Raw genomic sequence first — 21,834 nt, 5'->3', positions numbered from 1 at the left:
CCGCGCCCTTAGCCCCAAGCCCTTAACCTCAAGCTCTTATGCTACGCAATTACATCCTCATCGCCCTACGCAACCTGCGTAAGCACAAAGCCTTCAGCGCGATTAATATCGTTGGTGTGGCCGTTGGTCTGGCCTGCTTTCTGCTGCTCGCTCTCTACGTTAAAGACGAACTCAGCTACGACCGCTACAATGCCAACGCAGATCGGGTGTACCGTGTTACACGTACGTTCCTCTCGTCGGATGGTGTGCCTTCACTACGGCTGGCGCAGGCAGCTCCGCCGTTTGGCCCCCTGATTAAGCAGGATTTTCCGGAAGCGGAGCTGGTTGTTCGAACGATCGAAACCGGCGGTCTGATTCGCTACGGCGACAATCGGTTCGATGAGCAAGATGTGTTTTTTGCGGAAGACAATCTGTTCAAGATCTTAAGCTTTGATCTGGTCAGTGGTAATCCCGACAAGGCACTGGAGAACCCATTTTCAATCCTGTTCTCGCGCCCAATGGCCGAGAAGTATTTCGGAAAAGAGAACCCAATCGGCAAAACGGTCCGGTATGAGAATCAGTATGATCTGACGGTGACGGGCGTGTACGAACCGCTACCCGCCCAGGCGCATTTTCACCCGAATTTTCTGGTTTCCTTCTCGACCCTGAACGACCCACGTATCTACGGAGCCGAACAACTGCGAACCAACTGGAGCAACAACTCCTTCAATACGTATCTGCTGCTGGCCAAAGGTGCTGATCCAGCGCGCATGGAGAAAGCTTTTGCGCCATTTCAGGATAAACACGTTCCATCCGGAGGTGGCACCAAAGCGTCGAAGTGGTCGGTATTGACTTTGCAAAAGGTAACCGATATCCACCTTCACTCCCATACCGACTCAGAAATTGAGCCGTCCGGCGATATTAAGTATGTCTATCTTTTTTCGGCCATTGGTTTGTTCATTTTGCTGATTGCCTGCATCAATTACATGAATCTGGCCACAGCTCGCTCGGCTGGCCGCGCCAAGGAAGTCGGGATGCGTAAGGTAGTAGGGGCTTTGCGCAACCAATTGGTCGGCCAGTTTCTGAGCGAGTCTATTTTACTAGTCTTGTTTGCCCTGGTGCTTGCCATTGGGCTGGTGGTACTCTGTTTGCCCGCCCTGAATGACTTTACGCAGAAACAGCTTTCGTTCCGTCAATTGGTTGATCCTGCGTTCCTGGCTATTCTCATCAGCATTACGTTGCTTACGGGCCTGGTGGCGGGTAGCTATCCCGCTTTCTTTCTGACGTCGTTCCGACCGATTGGCGTCCTGAAAGGGCAGGTGGCATCGGCCATGCGTAACGGCAAGCTCCGGCAGGTACTGGTTGTTACCCAGTTTGCCATTGCGATTGCGCTCATGATCGCGACGGCGGTCGTATACAACCAGATGAGCTACATTCAGAATTACCGGCTGGGCTACCAGAAAGACCAGATTGCGCTGCTGCCCGACGTTGGCGACTCCACGACCAACTACGAAACGCTTAAGCAGGCGTTGAAATCGACGGGTATTATTCGCGAAGTAGGGCGGTCGTCGCGGATTCCGTCGGGACGGCTGCTGGATTCGTGGGACGCTTCGGCCATGAAAGGCGACACCATGGCCCCGGTCAGTATCAACCTGCGGGGCTTGCAGATCGACGAGGATTTTATTCCAACGTATCAGATCGTTATGGCCGCCGGACGCAATTTCTCCCGTTCGTTCTCGACCGATACGTCGATGATCGTCCTGAACGAAACGGCGGTTAAGCTTCTGGGCTGGACCCCTCAGCAAGCCATTGGCAAGCGATTCAAATACGGTTCCCGCGACGGTCAGATCATTGGTGTGACGAAAGATTTTCACTTTGAGTCGCTCCACCAGAATATGTCGGCTATCGCGATGGTGATGTCTCCCGAGCAGCTCAACTGGGTGTCGATGCACATCGGCGGAGGTGGACGAAGCGTCGAAGCGGGGCTCAGGCACATTGAATCCGTCTGGAAAACATACTTCCCGGAGCGGCCCTTCGACTATCAGTTTCTGGATGAGCGCTTCGACCGGCTCTACGCCCGCGAACGAACGCAGCAAACGCTGTTTAGCATCTTCGCCGGGGTGGCTATCCTGATTTCGTGCTTAGGCTTGTTTGGTCTGTCGATGTTCATGGCCGAGCAGCGGACCAAAGAAATTGGCATCCGTAAAGTTTTGGGTGCATCGGAGTTCAGCCTGGTAACCATGTTCTCAAAAGATTTCCTGAAACTAGTCCTCATCGCGCTGGTCATTGCCTCTCCGGTGGCCTGGTACGCCATGTACAACTGGCTCAATGGTTTCGCCTACCGGACGACCATTCACTGGTGGGTGTTCCTGCTGGCGGGTGGCTTAACGGTCTTCATCGCCCTCCTGACCGTCAGCTTCCAGAGCATCAAAGCCGCCCTGATGAATCCGGTGAAATCGCTTAGAACAGAATAGCGTAGGGCATGGGGCGAAGGGCTTGGGGTAACACCTTCCATCCCACCCCCTTCGCCCCATGCTCCAACCCCTTTGCTTTATGCTACGCAACTACCTCAAAATTGCCCTCCGCAACCTGGCCAAACACAAGGCGTATTCGGCCATTAACATCCTGGGGTTGGCCGTCGGTATGGCTATCGCCATGCTGATCGGTCTTTGGATGTACGACGAGTTATCGTATAACAAATTCCACCGAAACTACGACCGGCTGGCCCGACTCTACGTCAACCAGACGTTCAACGGCACTACAGGCGCCAGCCGGGCCGTTTCGATCCCGTCGGCCACCGAAATCCGGACCAAGTACGCAGCTGACTTCAAATACGTATCGCTGGCTTCCTGGAACTTCAGCCACCTGCTGGTAAACGGAGATAAAAAGCTGAATCAGGAAGGCATGTTCGTCGATCCGGGCTTACCGGAAATGCTGACGCTGGACATGCTGAAAGGCAGTTACGCCACTGCTCTTAAGGAACCTTCGTCCATCCTGTTAGCGGAATCGGTAGCTAAGGCCTTGTTTGGCGATCAGGACCCCATGAACAAGATCATCCGGCTGGATGCCAAGCGGGACGTTCGGGTCACGGGCGTGTTTGCGGACCTGCCGTTCAACTCGGAGTTCTACGAGGTCAAACTATACATGCCCTGGAGCGCTTACCTGGCCGATGAACCCTGGGTGAAAAATTCGCAGGAGCAATGGGGCAACCACTCGTTTCAGAGCTTTGCGCAGCTTGCAGACAAAGCGGATATTGAACAAGTATCCGCCAAGATCAAGAACGTAGAGAAACCGCATAGTTCACCGGGCGAAAATCCCGAATATTTTCTGCACCCAATGAGCAAGTGGCACCTGTATTCCGACTTTAAAAACGGCCGGAACGTAGGAGGCAACATTCAGTTCGTCTGGCTGTTCGGCATCATTGGCGTGTTTGTCCTGCTCCTGGCATGCATCAACTTCATGAACCTCAGTACGGCCCGTTCCGAAAAGCGAGCGAAGGAAGTGGGCATTCGTAAAGCCGTTGGTTCGCTTCGTCAGCAACTGATCATGCAGTTTCTGAGCGAATCCATTCTGGTTGTTTTCTTCGCCCTGATTTTGTCGCTGCTGATGGTCCTGGTTTCCCTGTCTGCTTTCAATGAGCTGGCCGGCAAACAGGCGGCCATACCGTATCAATCGCCGGTTTTCTGGCTGCTTATTCTCAGTTTTACACTCCTGACGGGCCTGGTGTCGGGCAGCTATCCGGCCCTGTATCTGTCGTCTTTCAATCCGCTCAGCGTGCTGAAAGGTACGTTCCGGGTAGGGCGCTGGGCTTCGTTGCCCCGCAAAATGCTGGTAGTGATACAATTCACCGTATCCATCACCCTCATCATCGGGACAGTCATCGTGTTCCGTCAGATTCAACACGCCAAAAACCGGCCGATCGGCTATGATCGTTCCGGGCTTCTCCAGGTCAACATCAGTACGGCCTTGCGGGGTAAATTCGATCCACTACGGCAGGACCTGCTGAAATCGGGGGCAGTCTACGAGGTCAGTGAGTCGTCCAGCCCGACCACCGGCGTCTGGTCGAATCAGATCGGTTTCGACTGGGAGGGCAAAGACCCCAAGTCGCTCCCCCTGTTCGGAACCATTGCCTGCACCCACGAATTCGGCAAAACCATTAGCTGGAAAATCATAAACGGCCGGGATTTCTCGCGCGACTACTCGACCGATACGTCAGCCTTCATCCTGAACGAAGCCGCCGTTAAACTGACGGGCCTACAGAACATCGTCGGCAAAACGATTCGCTTCAATGAGAAGCCTATGCAGGTCGTGGGCGTCGTCAAGGACATGGTGATGGAGTCGCCGTACGAACCGATCAAACCCACCATTTTCCTGGTCAACTACAACTGGGCCAGTATCCTCAACGTGAAACTGAAACCCGGCACGCCCGTAAAAGACGCGCTGAAGCAAGTGGAAGCAGTTCTGAAGCAGTACGACCCTGACAGTCCCTTTGATTTCAAGTTTACCGACGATGAGTACGATGCCAAATTCCGGGCTGAAGAACGGATCGGAAAACTGGCCCGAATTTTTGCCGTGCTCGCTATTTTCATCAGTTGCCTGGGCTTGTTTGGCCTGGCTTCGTTCATGGCCGAACAGCGTACGAAAGAAATTGGCGTCCGCAAAGTTCTCGGGGCATCCGTAGTCAGCTTGTGGACGCTGCTGTCCAAAGACTTTGTGCGCCTAGTCATTATATCCTTTCTCATCTCGGCTCCCATCGCCTGGTTTTTCCTGGACGACTGGCTCCAGCAATACGAGTACCGAACCGGCATTACCTGGTGGGTATTTGCTTTCGCCGGCATCGGCGCAACCATCATTACCTTACTGACCGTGAGCTATCAAGCCATCCGAGCCGCGACGATGGACCCCGTAAAATCGCTTAGAACGGAATAAAAAAGGAGAGAGAAGGAGGAAGGGGAGGAAAGAAGAAAAGAATCCGGCTTACCCTTTCCTCCCCTTCCTCCTTTCCTCCCCTTTTCTCCTTACCCCTATGCTACGCAACTATGTCAAAATCGCCGTCCGGAACTTGCTGAGGAGCAAGTCGTTTTCGGCTATTAACATCCTGGGTTTATCGGTAGGCATGACCTGCTGTATGCTGTTGCTGCTCTACATCCGCAGCGAACTCTCGTTCGACAAGCACCACGAGCACGCAGACAATCTGTATCTGATGGGTCAACAAATGACCATCGGCGGTAAAGCGCTCAATGGCATCGGAGAAAAAACCAGCAGTGCATCGGCCCCATTTGCCTTTGCCCTTAAGTCAGACTATCCGGAGATTGAGCAGGTCGGCCGCCTGTGGGTCAACATTATTGACGATAAAGCGCTGTTGCAGGTACGCGAATCCGGTAAAGTCCTGCAATCCTTTTACGAAACCAAAGGCTACCAGATTGATTCTACGTTCTTCGACCTGTTTACCTATCAGTTTACGGAGGGGAATCACAGAACGGCCCTGCTTGATCCCAACTCCGTCGTACTCTCGGAAACGGTAGCGCAGAAGCTATTCGGCAAAAACCCCGCCCTGAACAAGATTATCCGTATCAATGGAACGATGGGCCGTGGGCAGGATTATAAGGTTACGGGGGTCTACAAAGACGAGAGTAATCGATCCCACATCGACGCCCGGTTTTTCATACCGATGTCGGCCGGCTGGACGGGTCGGTTCCTGCGCGAAGCCCGGCTGGATTTTGCCAGCAACAATATGTTCGTGACGTACCTGCGGCTACGCCCTGATTCGGACCCGCACCGGCTGGAGCAGAAGTTCCCGGCGTTTATTGAAAAGCACGCCCGCAATGACCTGAAAATGGTCGGCTTCGACAAGAAACTGTTTCTGGTGGCGGTGCCCGACCTGCATCTGTACAGCGGCTTCGAATCCGTCATTACGCCAACCAATAGCGTTACGTACCTGTACATTCTGGGGTCCATCGCGCTTTTTACGTTACTGATTGCCTGCATCAACTTCATGAATCTATCGACGGCCCGGTCGGCGAAACGGGCGGCCGAAGTGGGCGTTCGGAAAGTAATGGGGGCCGAACAGGGGGCGCTGGTTCGCCAGTTCCTCGGCGAATCGATGATCCTGACCCTGATGGCCTTGCTGATTGCGATCGTGATGGTAGCGGTTTTCTTACCCTTGTTTAACCAGCTCACCGGCAAGTCGCTGTCCGTTTTTGAATTGTTTCAGCCCCAGATCGCGCTGGCGTTTCTGGCGTTAGCACTGGCCACGGGCCTGATTGCCGGCAGTTACCCGGCCTTTTACCTATCGCTGTTCAATCCGGCGCAGGTTCTGAAAGGTAAGTTCATCAACTCCATGTCGGCGATTACGTTGCGCCGGGCGCTGGTTATTTTCCAGTTCGTGGTATCGGTGGGACTGGTACTGGCTACGTTCATCATCCAGGAGCAGATGCGCTACCTGCGCGACAAACCGCTGGGCTTTACGCAGGATCAGCAGATCGCCATCCCCTTCCGCAGTACGGAATCGCGGGCGGCTTATACGGCTTTCCGCAACGAAATTTTACGCAACAATCAGGTCGTTTCGGCGGCCGGTACGCAGTATTACCCCGGCATTGCCAACGCTACCGATTTTATTCTGCATTTACCCGAGCAGACAGCCTCGCAGGGACACGATGTTAAAACCAACTGGGTAGATTACGATTACCTGCAAACGATGGGTTTTCGCCTGAAGCAGGGGCGTCTGTTCTCGCGCGAATTTCCGGGCGACACCAACCGACGTATCGTTGTGAACGAGGCCACCCTGCGCAAATTTCAGATTCCGGAACAGAAGGCCATCGGTCAGAAACTGGACTTCGAATGGCAGGGAGAAACGCAGCAGTTTGAGATTGTCGGGGTCGTCGGCGATTTTCACTTCCAGGATTTGCACCAGACGATTGAGCCGTACGCTTTCCTGCTGAATAACGATCCGGACTTCAACTACATCATCGTCCACGTCAATACGGCCGATATGGCCAGTGTACTAAGCTTCCTCGAACAGAAGTGGAAAGCCATCCGCCCCGACGAGCCGTTTGCGTTCACGTTCCTGAACGAAGATTTCCAGCATAACTACCAGGCCGAAGCCCGCACCTCGCGCATCGTCAGTACGTTTACCATCATCTCCATCCTGATTTCGTGTCTGGGTTTGTTCGGTCTGGCGGCTTTTGCAGCCCAGCAACGTACTAAGGAGATCGGCGTTCGCAAAGTCCTGGGGGCTTCCGTGACAAACATTGTTATGCTGCTGGCAACGGACTTCATGAAGCTGGTGCTGATCGCCATCGTGATTGCGTCGCCGGTGGCCTGGTGGGCCATGAGCAAATGGCTGGACAACTTCGCCTACAAGATCGCTATTCCGTGGTGGGTGTTCGTCGTATCGGGGGCGCTGGCCATCACCATTGCCTTCGTCACCATCTCATTCCAGAGCATCAAGGCTGCGTTGATGAATCCGGTGAAGAGCCTGCGGGCGGAGTAAAAAAGAAGCGGGTCGTAATAATGTAGCCGGTTATGTACTTTCCGTTTTTGAAGACTGCAACCGACGGCGCAAACCCCTGAAACGCCCTGGCCACGAAAGCGGTTGCGTAGGATACGTTCGATGGGGTGCCAGATTATTGACAATAAGCGCAATTACAAACAACACACTAACTCCCGTGAGAACCGGAGTTAGTGTGTACCCAAACCCTAACTGAATAATCTTTTCTGAACCTATATTAGCAATTAACGCGGTGGCACCGGCGGGAGGGTGCATGGTCTTCGTTATTTGCATGACAACAATAGATAAAGACACTGCCAGGGCAGAGGATAACCAGAGTTGGTCGGGTAGACACTTATGAATAGCAACGCCAATGAGGGAAGCCAATAGATGGCCGCCTATCAAGTTTCTGGGTTGAGCCAGTGGGCTGTGCGTAGCCCCAAAAATTAAAACGCAGGAGGCACCAAATGAGCCAATCAAAAAGATAGTGTCTTGCCGGGTAAAGCCCGCTTGTTGAATCAACCCAATCGAAGAGATGGCGGCAAACGTTCCGAGGAATGTCCACAAATGATCAACCGGCTCCAGAATGGTTTGTCGGTAGACGACGTACCGGGCAACCCGATAGTGTCTTTTTAATCGTTTTTTCATAAGATGCCTTTATTACACAATGGACGGGCATTGGGTTCCCGTATGAAAGACAATCAAAGCTGATAAAAGCCAAGGTGATTCATAGCCAAATCCATTGCAGAGGAGCACACTTTTTGGTTATCAGTCCTTTATCTATTGACGTAATATGCTGATTAGCAAACAGCACATTTTACAAATATGCTGTCAAACCTTCGCCATCAAACTTTTACGTTTCCTTTACACTCTTTTACACCCCTTTTTCGCCTGCCCGAACGTGAGCCAGTACATTTGTTCGTCTTTCATCCATAAACAGACAGAACTATGAAACGCACCCATTGGCTCACGTTTACAATTGCGCTCAGCGCAGTATCGATCCTAAGCTTCGGGCAAAGTACAACCCAATCCTGCACGGCCGCTTTTCTGGGCAACCGGATGGTGGTGAACGAATACAGCACGACAGGGAAGTGCGTAGTGCCCGCTACGTCGACCGGTGAGTTGAGCGTCCAGACCGTCGCCCTATCCCCAAAATCGGTAAAAGCTCTCGGCAAAGTTCCCTTTAAAGTAGCCATCCGGGACAAAGCCACGAAGAAGCTGGTACCCTTCTCAGCTAACCAGTACAGACAGGTGAACATCCGGAACGTACTGGCTAAGTGCCAGAAAGGTGATCACATCGTCCTGATGGCTATCGGAAACCAATACGCCCTTCCACACAACGAAATTCTGGTCCAATGAACCGTCGATCTATAAACTATCCGGGGATCATGCTGGGAGTACTGGTCCTCGCTTGTCTGGGTGCGTTTGCACGAAATAACACTGCCGATGCTGACCGCAGTCTGATTTTGTTGAACGGCAAACCAATGACGTATACGACGTTCACCATCGGCAGCCGGGGTACGTTAGCCCTGCATGCTGTTCATCCCGATGAGCCGGAAACAGCCCCGATTCCGTTCAGAATTTACCTGAAGCGAGGGAACGCCCTCATTACCAGCACGGGGTCTAACCCGAACCGGGTGGTTACGGAAGTAGAAATAGGTAACGTTTTAGCGGTGGCCAAGCACGGCGATGAGCTGATTATTGAACCGGTCCGGCAAAATGAGGGTAGTGCCAGACGCACCTTTCAGGTAGTAAATTACATAAATATGCCCATCTCCAAGTGGCTCTTTCTACCGAAGAAAGCAACCGATGGGTGTTGAAATCGAGGCTTTTGTATCTTTGCATAGAAGCCTTTGTGTAGTATGGGAAAAGCAGCCGCCCTTATCGGACTTTTACTGGCCGGGATGCTGTTCACGCAGTTTGTGGGGTTGACGCCCGCAGTCGACAGAGCAGACAACAGTCCGTTTGCCCGGAAAGTCAACCTCGCCCTGCGTAGGACGGCCCACCACCTCCTGGCCGAAAAAGGTGACTCAACATCGCGGATTCCGCCGGTGCAGCAAACGAATGCCACTACGTTCGTTATCCGGCTGGAGCGCCCGTTTGATTACGGTCGGCTGCCCACCCTCTTACAGCAATCGTTGGCCCTTCATCGGATCGGTACCAACTACGATGTCGCCGTGCTCGACTGTTCGAACGGCGAGCTGCAATTGGGTTACAACTTTCTGGATTATACCCGGCATAACGAGGTTCCCTGTGTCGGTCGGGAGCAGCAGCGCGGCTGCTACACGCTCCAGGTTACGTTCGCAGCCGCCGAACCAGCACCCCAGCCCATCAACGCCTGGTGGGCGGGTGCGCTGGGTTTCATCCTGGCCGGACTGGGTGGTTTTGTCTGGTATCGGGTTGCTAAAACGAAAGGAGAGCCAGTAGCCCCTCAGCCCTTTTTACCCCCGGTGTCCAGCGACGTCATTCGACTGGGCAATACCGTATTCAACCCCGCCAATCTGTCGCTCGACGTAGCCGACACCCACCACACACTGACGTATCGGGAAGCGAAGCTGCTCCGTCTCTTTGCGGATCATCCGAATCAGGTGCTTGAACGGGATTTTATCCTCAAATCCGTCTGGGAAGACGAAGGGATCATTGTAGGCCGCAGCGCCGATGTATTCGTATCCCGGCTGCGCAAACTACTTCAGAACGACCCGGCCGTGCGCATTAATTCAGTACATGGGGTAGGGTATCGGTTCGTTGTTGAGCAAGCCCCTGTAGAATAGCCAATTAGCTGGCTCATCCTTGTCCGCAAGTGAACGTAAAGACGTCCGTTTGCGGACATTCCCATTTGTGACCCACCCCTAACCCACTAATTATCAAACCACTGACTTTTGTGGTACGCCATTTGGGCAGTTACTGGCACACCTTGTTCAACCTTTCTTAACGCTAAACGACCATGCTGCTGAACTACCTCAAAATCGCCGTTCGAAATCTTTGGCAAAACCGGCTCTTTAGCGGGTTAAACATAGTCGGCATGGGCATCGGAATTGCGGCTGTTGGCCTGATGGCGCTTTACATCGCGCATGAGCTAAGCTACGACCGGTTTCATACCAACACCGACCGGATCGTTCGCGTTGTGCACTATGCAAGCTGGCCAACGGGAAATCTCCAGATCGCACCTACGTCAGCGCCGTACGCGAAAGCGCTTCAGACCGATTATCCCGAGATTGAAAAAACCGTCCGGATTCACCCCGAGGGGGGCGGTATGATTACCTACCGGGATAAAACGATCGAAGCGAACGACATCTATTTTGCCGACCAAACCTTCTTCGATGTTTTCTCCTTTCCGTTCCTGTACGGCAACCCCGCTACTGCGCTGGAGCGGCCCCAAACCATTGTCCTGACGAAGAGTTTAGCCGAGAATCTGTTCGGCGATGCAGCCAGGGCCGTTGGGAAGCCGATCGCGTTCAGCAATAACTTTATCAATACGGTAACGGGCGTTATCGACGATGTTCCGAACAATTCGCACCTGCGCTTCAGCGCCATACGCTCATTCCCGGCGGATTACACCAACGGCTGGCAGAACTTCGAGCTTTATACGTACCTGCTGCTGAAAAAGGACACTGATTACAAGGCGCTGGAAGCAAAACTCCCGGGGTTTTACACCAAGCACCTCAAGAAGGAAATGGGCGAACTCACCTACCGGATGGAGCTTCAGCCGCTGTCGTCCATTCATCTCCACTCCCATCTCGACTACGAAATCGGCCCCAATGGTAACGCCAAAACGATTTCTGTTTTTGTCATTATAGCCGCGCTGGTCTTATTCATCGCCGGTATCAACTACGTCAATCTGTATACCGCCCGGGCCATTACCCGAACCCGCGAGGTTGGTGTTCGCAAAGCCATCGGTTCGCGCCGGAGCCAGCTCGTAGTCCAGTTTTTAACCGAGTCGGTCCTGATGGCTTTACTAGCCAGTGTACTCGGGATTATACTGATGGAAGCCGCGTTGCCCTGGTTTAACCAGCTAGCCGACCGGTCGCTGTCCGTTGCGCAGTACGGTCAGCTCACCCCATTAGCCGTCGTGCTGGTATTCACGGTGCTGCTCGGGTTTGGCAGCGGTTTGTACCCAGCCCTGCTCCTGTCCGGCTTCCGGCCCGTTATTGCCCTGAAGGGCCAGGTTGGCAGCCTGACCGGAAAAGCCCGGTTACGCCAGTCGCTGGTGGTGTTCCAGTTTATCATAGCTGTTGGTCTGATTGCCGGTTCGGGTGTCATATTCCGGCAGATGAACTTCATGTTCAATAAAGAGCTGGGCTTCAACAAAACGCAGGTGTTAACCTTTCACCTGGAGAATGAGGCATCTCGCCAGCAGGTACGGGCGTTGAAAGAAGAACTCCGCAAAAGCCCTTTCATCGAACAGGTAGCCGCAGCCAGCAACCCAATTGGTCGCAATGACATCGGCACCAACGGCATGTTTTTCGAACAAAACGGTACGATACCCACCGCTACGCAGATTGTTCAGAAATTCTCCGTCGATTCAGATTATTTGAGCACCCTGGAAATTAAGCTCCTGAAGGGGCGTAACTTCTCCGAATCGTTCCCCAGCGATGCGTTAGGGGCGGTATTGGTGAATGAAGCTCTGGTCAAGAAAATGGGCTGGCAGGAGCCCATCGGCAAGCGCGTCCGGTATTTTCTGGGTAAAGATAACGTTGAAGAAGCCCGCGTGGTCGGTGTCGTCAACGACTTCCATATTTACTCGCTCCAGCACAAGATTGAGCCGCTGGTGCTGCAAATGCCCGCGCCGTCGGAGAAGGACAATCTTTACGTCCGCATACGTCCCGAGAAAACCAAAGAAGCCCTCGCTTATATCAGTCAGGTGTATCATACGTTCGATCAGGCCAGTACCCCCTCGTTTCATTTCCTGGACGAAAATTTTGCCCAGCAATACAAAACGGAAGAAAAACAGAGTCAGGTGCTGCTTGCCTTTACCGTCCTCGCCATCTTCATTGCCAGTCTGGGCTTATTTGGGTTAGCGGCCTTCACAGCCGAGCAACGTACCAAGGAGATCGGCGTACGTAAAGTGCTGGGCGCATCGGTTACCAGCATCGTTGCCCTGCTTTCCGAAGACTTTTTAAAACTGGTGCTGATTGCCATCCTCATTGCCTCCCCCCTTACCTGGTATGCTATGAATCAATGGTTAAATGAATTTGCCTACAAGATTGACCTCGAATGGTGGATGTTTGCCCTGGCGGGCGTTCAGGCCATTGCAATTGCGCTACTGACCGTAGGCTTCCAGAGCATCAAAGCAGCGCTGACGAACCCGGTTAAATCACTTAGAACGGAATAAAAAAGGAGGAAAGGGAGAAAGGGGAGGAGAGGAGAAAAGGGGTTAAGTACACCATCCCCTTTCCTCTCGTCCCTCTCCTTTCCTTCTCCTTTCCTCCCTCAACCCCTATGCTGCTCAATTACCTCAAAATCGCCTGGCGGAACGTACAAAAAAACTGGTCGTACGCCCTTATCAACGTAACCGGTCTGGGACTAGGCATCGGCTGCGCGTTGCTGATTTTCGCGTTGGTGCGCTACCACTACCAGACAGACCAGCATCACCACAAGTATGACCAGATTTATCAGTTCGCGTCAAGATTCACGTCGGCAGAAGGTGAGTTCAGGACACGAGGAATACCCTATCCGTTTGGACAGGCACTACGTACCGACCACCCTGAACTTAACCACGTAGCGATGCTCGAAGAGTGGGGAGAGCCACTGGTCATCGTGCCAGCGAAAATCGGTACGGGTAAGAAAATCAAGGATAAAGAGCAATCGGGTGCTTTTGTCGAGCCGGCTTATTTTCAACTGTTCGACTACCAGTGGCTGGCTGGTGGCCCCGAAGCCCTTAACCAACCGAATACGGTGGTGATCAGCGCCAGAATGGCCCGCAAATGCTTCGGCCGGACTGCAAATGTGGTGGGTCAGAACTTGCTGCTCGATGCCCGTGTTCCGGCCCGGATTGTGGGCGTTTTTGCGGATTACCAGGATAACACAGATCTGGCTTATTCGATTATGGCGTCGTGGACCACGCTGAAAGACACGCGCGGGGCCAGGCCGGAAAGTGAACCCTTCGATAACACCAACAGCAGCACCCACTGCTATGCGCTGTTTAACGATCGATTTACGCTCGCCGACTGGAACCGGCAGCAGGTATCGTTTGTCAAAAAGCACAACCCGAAGAATGTAAACAAGACCTTTTATCCGGCCGAGCCTTTCAGCAGCATGCACCTGTCGGAGGAATACGGTGGCGTCAGTCGGAACCTACTGCTGTCGCTGCTGGCCATCGGTTTCCTGCTGGTTGGTACAGCGAGCATCAACTTCGTGAATCTGGCAACGGCACAGGCACTCAAGCGGGCGCGGGAAGTGGGTGTCCGGAAGGTAATGGGCAGCACACGGTCCCAGCTTTTCTGGCAATTCATGGGCGAAACGGCGCTAATTGTGGTAGCGGCAACGATCCTGGCCATGGGGATATTTGATGTCGGGCAGGCGCTGGCCGACAAGTACCTCACCGGCATATTCCGTTTCAGGTTTTACTTCTCGCCGGCAGTCCTGCTCTGGCTTTCACTCCTGGTTATGGGGGTCATTTTGTTGTCCGGCTTGTATCCAGCATTCATAATGGCCGGTTTTCGTCCGGTCACGGCATTAGCCAGTCGGCTTACTACGCAACCGTCGGGAAGTTTCTCCGTGCGTAGCGGCCTAGTAATCGCACAGTTCGCCATTTCGCAAATCCTGATTATTGGATTGGCCGTGGTGGCGAATCAGTTGGAGTATATGCAAGACAAGGAACTGGGATTTCGGAAAAAGGCCGTAGTTACGGTCGCTCTGCCCTCGGTGCCTAGTCAGGATAAGAGCAAAATGGCCACCTTCCGGAATTTGGCTACAACCTTACCGGGTGTTGATCAAGTGAGCTATTCCATGGGTGGCCCACCGCAATCAGGCTGGACCAGCCAGACCACGATTCGTTTCGACACCCGCCAAAACGAAGAGTCGTTCAGCCCTCAGCAAGCCTGGATCGACGCTGACTACGTTGATGTGTACAAGCTCAAATTGATTGCCGGACGTAATCTTCAGCCCTCCGACACGGCGCGCGAGGCTGTTGTCAACGAAACCTTTGTGAAGCGACTTGGCCTTACTCGCCCGACCGACGCACTTGGTAAATTCATTCATAAACAGAGTCTCGCGCCATTGGAAATAGTTGGCGTGCTGAACGATTATAACCAGTCGAACCTTCGGGTGGGCATCGAGCCTCTTTTCCTGACGACGATTGCAACGGGCTATTACTTCGCCAACATTTCGCTGAGTTCTGCCAATTACCAACAAACTCTCGCGCAGTTGGAAAAAGCGTACAATGAGGTCTATTCAGACAGCTTCTTCGAGCCGCAGTTTGTTGACGAGCAAATAAGACAGAACTACCAGCAGGAGCGGACCATGAGTATGCTCATTAATTTCTTTGCTGGCGTGTCGTTGCTGATTGGCAGTATGGGGCTCTACGGCCTGGTTCTGTTCATGGTTGGGCAGAAGCGGAAAGAAATTGGTATCCGGAAAGTGCTCGGTGCCAGCGTACAGAGTTTACTCTGGCTCTTCAACCGGGAGTTTGCCCGGCTCATTCTTATCGCTTTTGCCATAGCCGCGCCATTATCGTGGTGGGTTATGACGGGTTGGCTGGCCAACTTTCAATACAAAATAACTATTGGCCCTGCTGTCTTTCTGCTGTCTTTGCTGGCAACAGTCCTGGCCGCAGCGCTGACGGTCAGCTTCCAGAGCGTGAAAGCGGCCTTAATGAATCCGGTGAAATCACTTAGAACGGAATAAAAAAGGAGGTAAGGGAGAAAGGGGAGGTAAGGAGAAAAGGGCTGTAGCATTCCTCCTCTCCTCCCTCCTCCTTTCCTTCCCCTTTCCTCCCTCAAAACCCTATGCTGCTCAACTACCTCAAAATCGCCTGGCGGAACCTGATTCGCAACAAAACCTACAGCATACTGACCCTGCTGGGATTAGCCAGTGGCATGACCTGTGCTATTCTATTGGGGCTTTATGTCAAGGACGAATTAAGTTTCGACCAGTATCATGCCAACGCCGAGCGAATAGTCCGTATCAACCTGCATATCAACTGGTCGGACAATGAATACAAGCTCGGCATCGCGTCAGCCCCCATGGGTCCTGCCTTACAACAGGACTACCCTGAGGTCCGGCAGGTACTGCGGGTGAAGACCGGCAGCGAAACCCTGTTGCGGGTGGGCGATAAAGCGTTGTATGCAAAAGACGTTATTTACGCCGACTCGACGCTATTTGCCTTCTTTGATTATGACTTCGTCACCGGTAGCCCACAATCAGCGTTTGCCAGTCCAAACAGCATCGTATTGACGCAACAGTTAGCCCTGAGCCTGTTCGGAAAAACCAATGGCATACTAGGCAGTATCGTTAAGGTGAAAGACGATCAGCCGCTTACAGTAGCCGGTGTCATTAGCGATGTCCCTGCCAACCACCATCTGAAATTTGAGGCCATCTTACCGTATTCCAACCAGCAAATCAGCGGGATCAACCTGGGTAAGTGGGATAGCTTCAACTCGATGGTCTACCTTTTGTTAAACAAGGCCAGCGACCGCGAGAAGCTGGAAGGAAAGATGGCTGCTTTCTACCAAAAATACATTGCCCGAGCCATCGGGGATGATAGTGGGAAGGAGGTTACGTTTACTATTACCTTCCAGCCGCTGGCAGACATACACCTGCGCTCAACGCACCTGATGGGTGAAGAGAACGGCGGCAATATGGCGTATGTCTACACGTTCTCGGCCATCGGCTTGTTTATTCTTCTGATCGCCATTGTCAATTACATCAACCTCGCCACGGCCCGTTCGGCAGGACGAGCCAGGGAAATTGGCATTCGCAAGGCCATCGGTTCGTTACGATTTCAGCTAGTAAACCAATTCCTGGCCGAATCGACATTGTTGTCATTCGTAGCCCTTTCGGTGAGTTTGCTGCTCCTGTATGCCCTGTTGCCACTCTTCAACGAGGTGTCGGCTAAGACGCTGACGATCGACGTAACGGATACGCAGACAGCCATGGTATTGATCGCTTTTACGCTGTTGGTTGGCCTGATAAGCGGCTTATATCCCGCCCTTATCCTATCCCGACTGAAACCGATCATCGTTCTCAAGGGAGCTTTTACAGCCAGCGGGAAAGGCGCTTTGCTCCGGAAATCGCTGGTTGTCCTACAGTTTACGATCTCGATGGTCATGATTGTTGGTACGATCGTCGTATATCAGCAGTTGCAGTACATGCGGCATACGCAGTTAGGCTTCAATCAGGAACAGGTGCTTACCGTTCCGCTCAAATCGCCTTCCGTTCAGCAAGCTTCCAGGTTTCTAAAAAACAAGCTATTGCAAAACCCGATCATCAAAGGCGTCAGTCTGACTGACGGGTCGGTAGGCGGTGAAATGAACAACAAAACAACGTTCAGCTTTTATGCAGGCGGCCGGGAGCAGCCAGTTAGTACCGAGTATTTCTCGGTTGATCATGACTTCCTGAATGTCTTACAAATCAAGTTGAAAGAGGGCCGTAACGTTTCACCTGACTTTGCCAGTGATTCGGCGGGTGCTGTACTCATCAACGAAGCGATGCTCAAGCGATTAAGCTGGAAAAACCGTACCGCTGGCCTGATCGAGTTTGATACCCGCAAAATACCGATCGCCGGGGTTATCCGTGACTTTCACCTGCGCTCGCTACACAACCAGATCGAACCACTGGTGCTGATTCTTCACCCGGATCGGGGTGATAACTTACTGATTCGCATAGCGCCCCAGAACGTACCGGCGGCATTGGCTTACGTACGAGAAACGTACGAAGCGGTAAACCCCAGCCAACCGTTCGAATACGCTTTCCTGGACCAAACCTTTGCTGAGCAGTACCGCTCCGACGAGCGAAAGGGTGGCCTGTTTCTGGGCTTCTCCGGCATAGCTATCTTCATCGCCTGCCTGGGTTTGTTTGGCCTGGCTACGTTTACCGCTGAGCAACGTACTAAAGAGATCGGTGTGCGGAAAGTGCTGGGGGCATCGGTCGCCAGTATTGTAACACTGTTATCCAAAGACTTTCTGAAGCTGGTCTTAATTGCGATTGCCATTGCGTCACCAGTAGCTTGGTGGGGCATGAATCAATGGCTGTCTGACTTTGCCTATAAAATTGCCATCGAATGGTGGGTGTTTGTGCTGGCGGGTGCTCTGGCCATAAGCATTGCGCTGCTCACCGTCAGTTTCCAAAGCATCAAAGCCGCCCTGATGAACCCAGTTAAATCATTAAGAAGCGAATAGCACCCAACCCAATCGTTAACACTCGGCAAGCCATGTATATGCTAAAGAGTTATTTCACCACCGCCCTCCGCGCTTTACGACGCAACTGGAGTTATTCGCTTATCAATGTACTTGGGTTAACGCTCAGTCTGGCCTGCTGTCTGCTCTTATTCCTGGCTATTCGCTATGAATTAAGTTTTGACCAGCATAACGCCCATGCAGACCAGACGTATCGGCTAGTGTCATTCAACAAAAAATCGAACGATGATCGTCGGCAGGTCGGTATGCCTTTACCGGCGCTGGCGGCTCTGCGGACTGATTTCCCTGGTCTGAAACACCAGATTACGATGGTCAACCGGATTGCCAGTGCAGTGATAACAGTGGGTGAAAAAACCCGTCAATCCGTGAACAAATTTCAGGAAGGCGACGGAGTTGTTGCTTTTGTTGAACCCGAATATTTCCGGCTGTTTGATTTCAGCTGGCAGAAAGGAAGCCCCCAAACGTCGCTCAATAACCCCAATACAGCGGTGTTGAGCGATCGGATGGCCCAGAAATATTTTGGCACCGGCAACCCCATTGGAAAGACACTGCGCGTCGAGAACAAAATGGATTTCCTGGTGACAGGCGTCGTGCAGTCTCCTCCCGCTACGAGCAGTTTGCCGTTTGAAGTTCTGCTGTCATTTGCCTCGTTAAAACAATACGGCGCCAGCACGAACTGGGACGACTGGCAGTCGACCTACGGTGGCGCGCAAATGTACCTGATGCTGCCTGGTGCGTCGCAAGATCAGCCCGTTGCGGCTGCCCATATGAATCAGCAACTGACCGCTTTTGTAAAAAAATACCATAAGCCTGACGATGCCCGCGACCTGATTTATGCGTTACAACCGCTGACCAGTATTCATTTCGATACCCGCACCGACAACTACGCCAAACGAACCATCAGCAAGGAAATGATCTGGGCGATGGCGCTGATTGGTTTGTTTATTCTGATCACAGCCTGCGTCAACTTCGTCAATCTGGCTACGGCGCAGGCCATTCGGCGGGCTAAGGAAGTGGGCGTCCGCAAAGTACTGGGCAGTTCGCGCGGGCAACTGGTGCGGCAGTTCCTGGGCGAAACCGGCGTACTAACAGGCTTCGCTACGGTGCTGGCTCTGTTCCTGGCGCACGTATCGCTAGCCTATGTTGGCGAGCTGCTCAACATTAAACCAGGTGCTACGACGCTGTTCGACCCAACAGTGCTTATCTGCTTGGCGGTACTGGGTTTTCTGACAACCGCGCTGGCCGGCTTCTATCCGGCCCTCGTCCTGTCGGGTTACCAGCCAATTCTGGCCTTGAAAGGAAAGGTTAGAGCCTCATCGGCAGGCCTTAATCAGCTTACGCTTCGCCGGGGATTGATTGTGGGGCAATTTGCCATTTCGCAACTGCTCATGATCGGTACCATTGTTGCCTATAGCCAGATGACGTATTTCCGCTCGGCTGATTTAGGCTACAGCCGTGATGCCGTATTGACCGTGTTGATTCCGGAGAAAAAACCCGGCCAGTTGGAAAGTTTGAAAGCCAAGCTGACGGGTTTGCCCGGCATACAGTCCATGAGTTTCGGCATGACGACACCCTCATCGGCCAGCAACTGGACTACCGGATTTCGCTTTGAAAACGACGACAAAGAACCCGACTATGGGGTACTGATGCGGCCAGCCGATTCGGCTTACGTACGCACCTATGGGTTGAGACTAATAGCTGGGCGGACGTTTCAGGCGGCCGACAGTATGCGGGAGTTTGTGATCAATGAGGCTTTCATGAAACGATTGGGTTTTCAGAAGCCGGAGCAAGTCATTGGTAAATTTTTGCGGGTAAATGGCGAAGATGTAAAAAAGCCTATCGTCGGCGTAGTACAGGATTTCAACGCCTTTTCACTGCATCAGAAAATTGAGCCGAGTGTTTTAACCTCTTACCGGGATCAGTACCGAAGCCTGGGCATCAAACTAGCGGCCGGCCAAACCAGTCCTGAACGCATCAGTCAGTTGCTGGGCGAAATAGAAACGGTCTGGAATGCCACCTTCCCGAATTTTGTGTTCAAGTACACGTTTCTGGACGAAACCCTAGCCAACTTCTACAAGGGCGAAGAGCGCATGTACTCGTTGTTCCAACTGCTGGCCGCTATAGCCTTGTTCATCGGTTGCCTGGGACTCTACGGTGTTGTTGCTTTCATGGCCGAAACCCGTACCAAAGAAGTGGGAATTCGGAAAGCGCTGGGCGCATCAGCGGCCCACATCTTCGGTTTGTTTTCTATTGACTTCGTTCGGCTCGTGCTGGTTGCCCTGGTGCTAAGCTCACCCATTGCCTGGTACATCATGAATCAATGGCTCCAGAAATTTGCCTACAAAATTGAGATCGAATGGTGGATGTTCGCCCTGGCGGGTGTACTGGCCGTAGGCATTGCGCTGCTCACCGTCAGTTTTCAGAGCATCAAAGCCGCCCTGATGAATCCGGTTAAATCATTAAGAACGGAATAAAAAGGAAGGAAAGGGAGAAAGGGGAGGTAAGGATAAGGTATTGAGTACACCATACCCTTTCCTTCCTTTCGTCCCTCTCCTCCCCTTTCTCCCTTTCCTCCAACCCCTATGCTACGAAAACTGACCATACTCACTGTACTGATCGGCCTGTCATCCTGCCTTTTTGCCCAACCCGTCAAGCTCAACCCCCAGGTTGACCGGCGCGTTGAGCTGCTGAGCATCGTGTTTCGGCTGGCCGGCAATGACGAATACAATGGCCATCAGTTCGGTGCTTATGTAAACGATATTCATCGGCACTTCGATGCGCATAAAAACCACCCGGCCGTGGCGATGGCCAGGCAATTGGCGCAGGATAACGGCGTGGGCTACGATGCGGTTATGTCCATGGCTATCCACCTGGAACAGCCGCCGTCGCTGAAACCCATCATGGCGTTCTCCAAGGCGCAATTAGACAAACGGTGGGGCGCTACGAACGCCGAAAGCTTTGCCAAACTCCTACAACGATTCTACCAGGATGCCCGGTGTCAGGCATTCTTCGATCAGCACGAAGCCATGTATCAGACGGCCATTACCCGGTTCGGTCAGGTCCTGGACAAAGTAGACCAAAGCTGGTACAAGCAGTATTATGGGACAGTACCAGCCGGGAAATTCAACGTAGTGATCGGGGTTGGCAACGGCGGAGGAAACTTTGGTCCAAAGGTCATTCACGCAGACGGCCAGGAAGAAATCTACGCCATTATGGGCACGTGGGCAGTCGACAGCCTGAACAACCCTACGTACGAAGCGTCTTCCGTTTTGCCCATCATCATCCACGAGTTTAACCACTCATTTGTCAATTCGCTGATTGATGCTCATGAGGATGCGCTAGAATCATCTGGCAACGCTATTTTCCCACAGGTAGCCGATCAGATGCGCAGGCAGGCGTACGGCAACTGGAAAACAATGTATTACGAATCACTGGTCCGGGCGTCCGTGGTGCGCTATCTGGCCAGGCATGATCCTGAAGGGCAAACTGTCTGGCGTCAGGTGAGGGCCGAAGAAGCGAACGGGTTCATCTGGACCCAAAGCCTGACCGACTTACTTGAGGAGTACGAAAAGAGCCGCGACCAGTTTCCGACGCTGGCCAGTTTCATGCCGCGAATTGTTGAATTTTTCGACAAAACAGCCGCCGACTTCCCAGCTCTGCGGCAAGCTTACGACCAAAAACGGGCGCACGTAGTAGCTGTTGAACCGCTGGCGGACAAAACCATCGACGTTGATCCAACCCTAACCGAACTGGTCATCCGCTTCGACAAGCCAATGAACCCCAAAAAAATCTCGATCAACATGGGGGAGAAAGGGAAAGAGCACTTCCCGCTAAGAGACATGCTTGGATTTAGCAACGACAATCGGTCACTGAGACTGAAGGTTGCCTTGAAACCGAATTGGGAGTATTCCTTCAAATTAACCGACAGAAGTTTTCAAACGACTGATGGTTACCCACTGGTCGAACACGAAGTGGCTTTCAAAACCGGCAAATGACATTAATCTTGATAAA

12 protein-coding genes are annotated in these 21,834 nt (G+C 52.7%); 11 read left to right on the top strand and 1 reads right to left on the bottom strand.

Annotated elements, in window-relative coordinates; translation table 11 throughout:
* The first annotated feature begins 38 nt into the window (after positions 1-38).
* From BN8_RS03950 to BN8_RS03940, 3 genes are all read left to right on the top strand, one after another.
* Entirely contained in the window at positions 39-2,453 is a 2,415-nt protein-coding gene (locus BN8_RS03950) for an ABC transporter permease (RefSeq protein WP_009280504.1), read from the top strand.
* A gap of 79 nt (positions 2,454-2,532) precedes the next feature.
* Entirely contained in the window at positions 2,533-4,908 is a 2,376-nt protein-coding gene (locus tag BN8_RS03945; protein WP_040005312.1) for an ABC transporter permease, read from the top strand.
* 97 nt (positions 4,909-5,005) lie between these two features.
* The gene (locus BN8_RS03940) at positions 5,006-7,471 is read left to right on the top strand and encodes an ABC transporter permease (RefSeq protein ID WP_009280502.1); all 2,466 of its coding nucleotides are present in this window, start codon (positions 5,006-5,008) and stop codon (positions 7,469-7,471) included.
* Between the two features lie 30 nt (positions 7,472-7,501).
* Here BN8_RS03940 and BN8_RS03935 read toward each other — a convergent pair whose 3' ends face one another.
* Positions 7,502-8,116: an HPP family protein gene (locus tag BN8_RS03935; protein ID WP_009280501.1), complete on the bottom strand. Its 615-nt coding sequence runs from the start codon at positions 8,114-8,116 to the stop codon at positions 7,502-7,504.
* Positions 8,117-8,416: 300 nt separating this feature from the next.
* Between BN8_RS03935 and BN8_RS03930 the strand changes: the two genes are divergently transcribed.
* The 8 genes from BN8_RS03930 (at position 8,417) to BN8_RS03895 (ending at position 21,818) form a co-directional block, all read left to right on the top strand.
* Positions 8,417-8,827 carry a hypothetical protein gene (locus BN8_RS03930; protein ID WP_009280500.1) on the top strand — a complete coding sequence of 137 codons (411 nt, stop codon included), beginning with the start codon at positions 8,417-8,419 and terminating at the stop codon, positions 8,825-8,827.
* Complete coding sequence (locus tag BN8_RS03925) at positions 8,824-9,288, top strand: hypothetical protein (protein ID WP_009280499.1); 465 nt, start codon at positions 8,824-8,826, stop codon at positions 9,286-9,288. Before BN8_RS03930 ends, BN8_RS03925 begins: the two co-directional genes overlap by 4 nt.
* 42 nt (positions 9,289-9,330) lie before the next feature.
* Positions 9,331-10,239 carry a winged helix-turn-helix domain-containing protein gene (locus BN8_RS03920; protein ID WP_009280498.1) on the top strand — a complete coding sequence of 303 codons (909 nt, stop codon included), beginning with the start codon at positions 9,331-9,333 and terminating at the stop codon, positions 10,237-10,239.
* Between the two features lie 173 nt (positions 10,240-10,412).
* Positions 10,413-12,800 carry an ABC transporter permease gene (locus BN8_RS03915; RefSeq protein WP_009280497.1) on the top strand — a complete coding sequence of 796 codons (2,388 nt, stop codon included), beginning with the start codon at positions 10,413-10,415 and terminating at the stop codon, positions 12,798-12,800.
* A 107-nt stretch (positions 12,801-12,907) separates the two neighbouring features.
* Positions 12,908-15,313: an ABC transporter permease gene (locus BN8_RS03910; protein ID WP_009280496.1), complete on the top strand. Its 2,406-nt coding sequence runs from the start codon at positions 12,908-12,910 to the stop codon at positions 15,311-15,313.
* Positions 15,314-15,414: 101 nt separating this feature from the next.
* Positions 15,415-17,805 carry an ABC transporter permease gene (locus BN8_RS03905; RefSeq protein ID WP_009280495.1) on the top strand — a complete coding sequence of 797 codons (2,391 nt, stop codon included), beginning with the start codon at positions 15,415-15,417 and terminating at the stop codon, positions 17,803-17,805.
* 38 nt (positions 17,806-17,843) lie between these two features.
* The gene (locus BN8_RS03900; protein WP_040005426.1) at positions 17,844-20,297 is read left to right on the top strand and encodes an ABC transporter permease; all 2,454 of its coding nucleotides are present in this window, start codon (positions 17,844-17,846) and stop codon (positions 20,295-20,297) included.
* Positions 20,298-20,405: 108 nt separating this feature from the next.
* Entirely contained in the window at positions 20,406-21,818 is a 1,413-nt protein-coding gene (locus BN8_RS03895) for a DUF4932 domain-containing protein (protein WP_009280493.1), read from the top strand.
* Positions 21,819-21,834 lie beyond the last annotated feature (16 nt).

The organism is Fibrisoma limi BUZ 3, assembly GCF_000296815.2.
Lineage (GTDB): Bacteria > Bacteroidota > Bacteroidia > Cytophagales > Spirosomataceae > Fibrisoma > Fibrisoma limi.
Note: the sequence above shows the minus strand (reverse complement) of the source record. Positions and strands in the feature narration are given on the sequence as shown.

Excerpts from the sequence above, each read along its gene's own strand:
- BN8_RS03950 (WP_009280504.1), top strand. The coding sequence starts at position 39 with ATGCTACGCAATTACATCCTCATCGCCCTACGCAACCTGCGTAAGCAC.
- BN8_RS03945 (WP_040005312.1), top strand. The coding sequence starts at position 2,533 with ATGCTACGCAACTACCTCAAAATTGCCCTCCGCAACCTGGCCAAACAC.
- BN8_RS03940 (WP_009280502.1), top strand. The coding sequence starts at position 5,006 with ATGCTACGCAACTATGTCAAAATCGCCGTCCGGAACTTGCTGAGGAGC.
- BN8_RS03935 (WP_009280501.1), bottom strand. The coding sequence starts at position 8,116 with ATGAAAAAACGATTAAAAAGACACTATCGGGTTGCCCGGTACGTCGTC.
- BN8_RS03930 (WP_009280500.1), top strand. The coding sequence starts at position 8,417 with ATGAAACGCACCCATTGGCTCACGTTTACAATTGCGCTCAGCGCAGTA.
- BN8_RS03925 (WP_009280499.1), top strand. The coding sequence starts at position 8,824 with ATGAACCGTCGATCTATAAACTATCCGGGGATCATGCTGGGAGTACTG.
- BN8_RS03920 (WP_009280498.1), top strand. The coding sequence starts at position 9,331 with ATGGGAAAAGCAGCCGCCCTTATCGGACTTTTACTGGCCGGGATGCTG.
- BN8_RS03915 (WP_009280497.1), top strand. The coding sequence starts at position 10,413 with ATGCTGCTGAACTACCTCAAAATCGCCGTTCGAAATCTTTGGCAAAAC.
- BN8_RS03910 (WP_009280496.1), top strand. The coding sequence starts at position 12,908 with ATGCTGCTCAATTACCTCAAAATCGCCTGGCGGAACGTACAAAAAAAC.
- BN8_RS03905 (WP_009280495.1), top strand. The coding sequence starts at position 15,415 with ATGCTGCTCAACTACCTCAAAATCGCCTGGCGGAACCTGATTCGCAAC.
- BN8_RS03900 (WP_040005426.1), top strand. The coding sequence starts at position 17,844 with ATGCTAAAGAGTTATTTCACCACCGCCCTCCGCGCTTTACGACGCAAC.
- BN8_RS03895 (WP_009280493.1), top strand. The coding sequence starts at position 20,406 with ATGCTACGAAAACTGACCATACTCACTGTACTGATCGGCCTGTCATCC.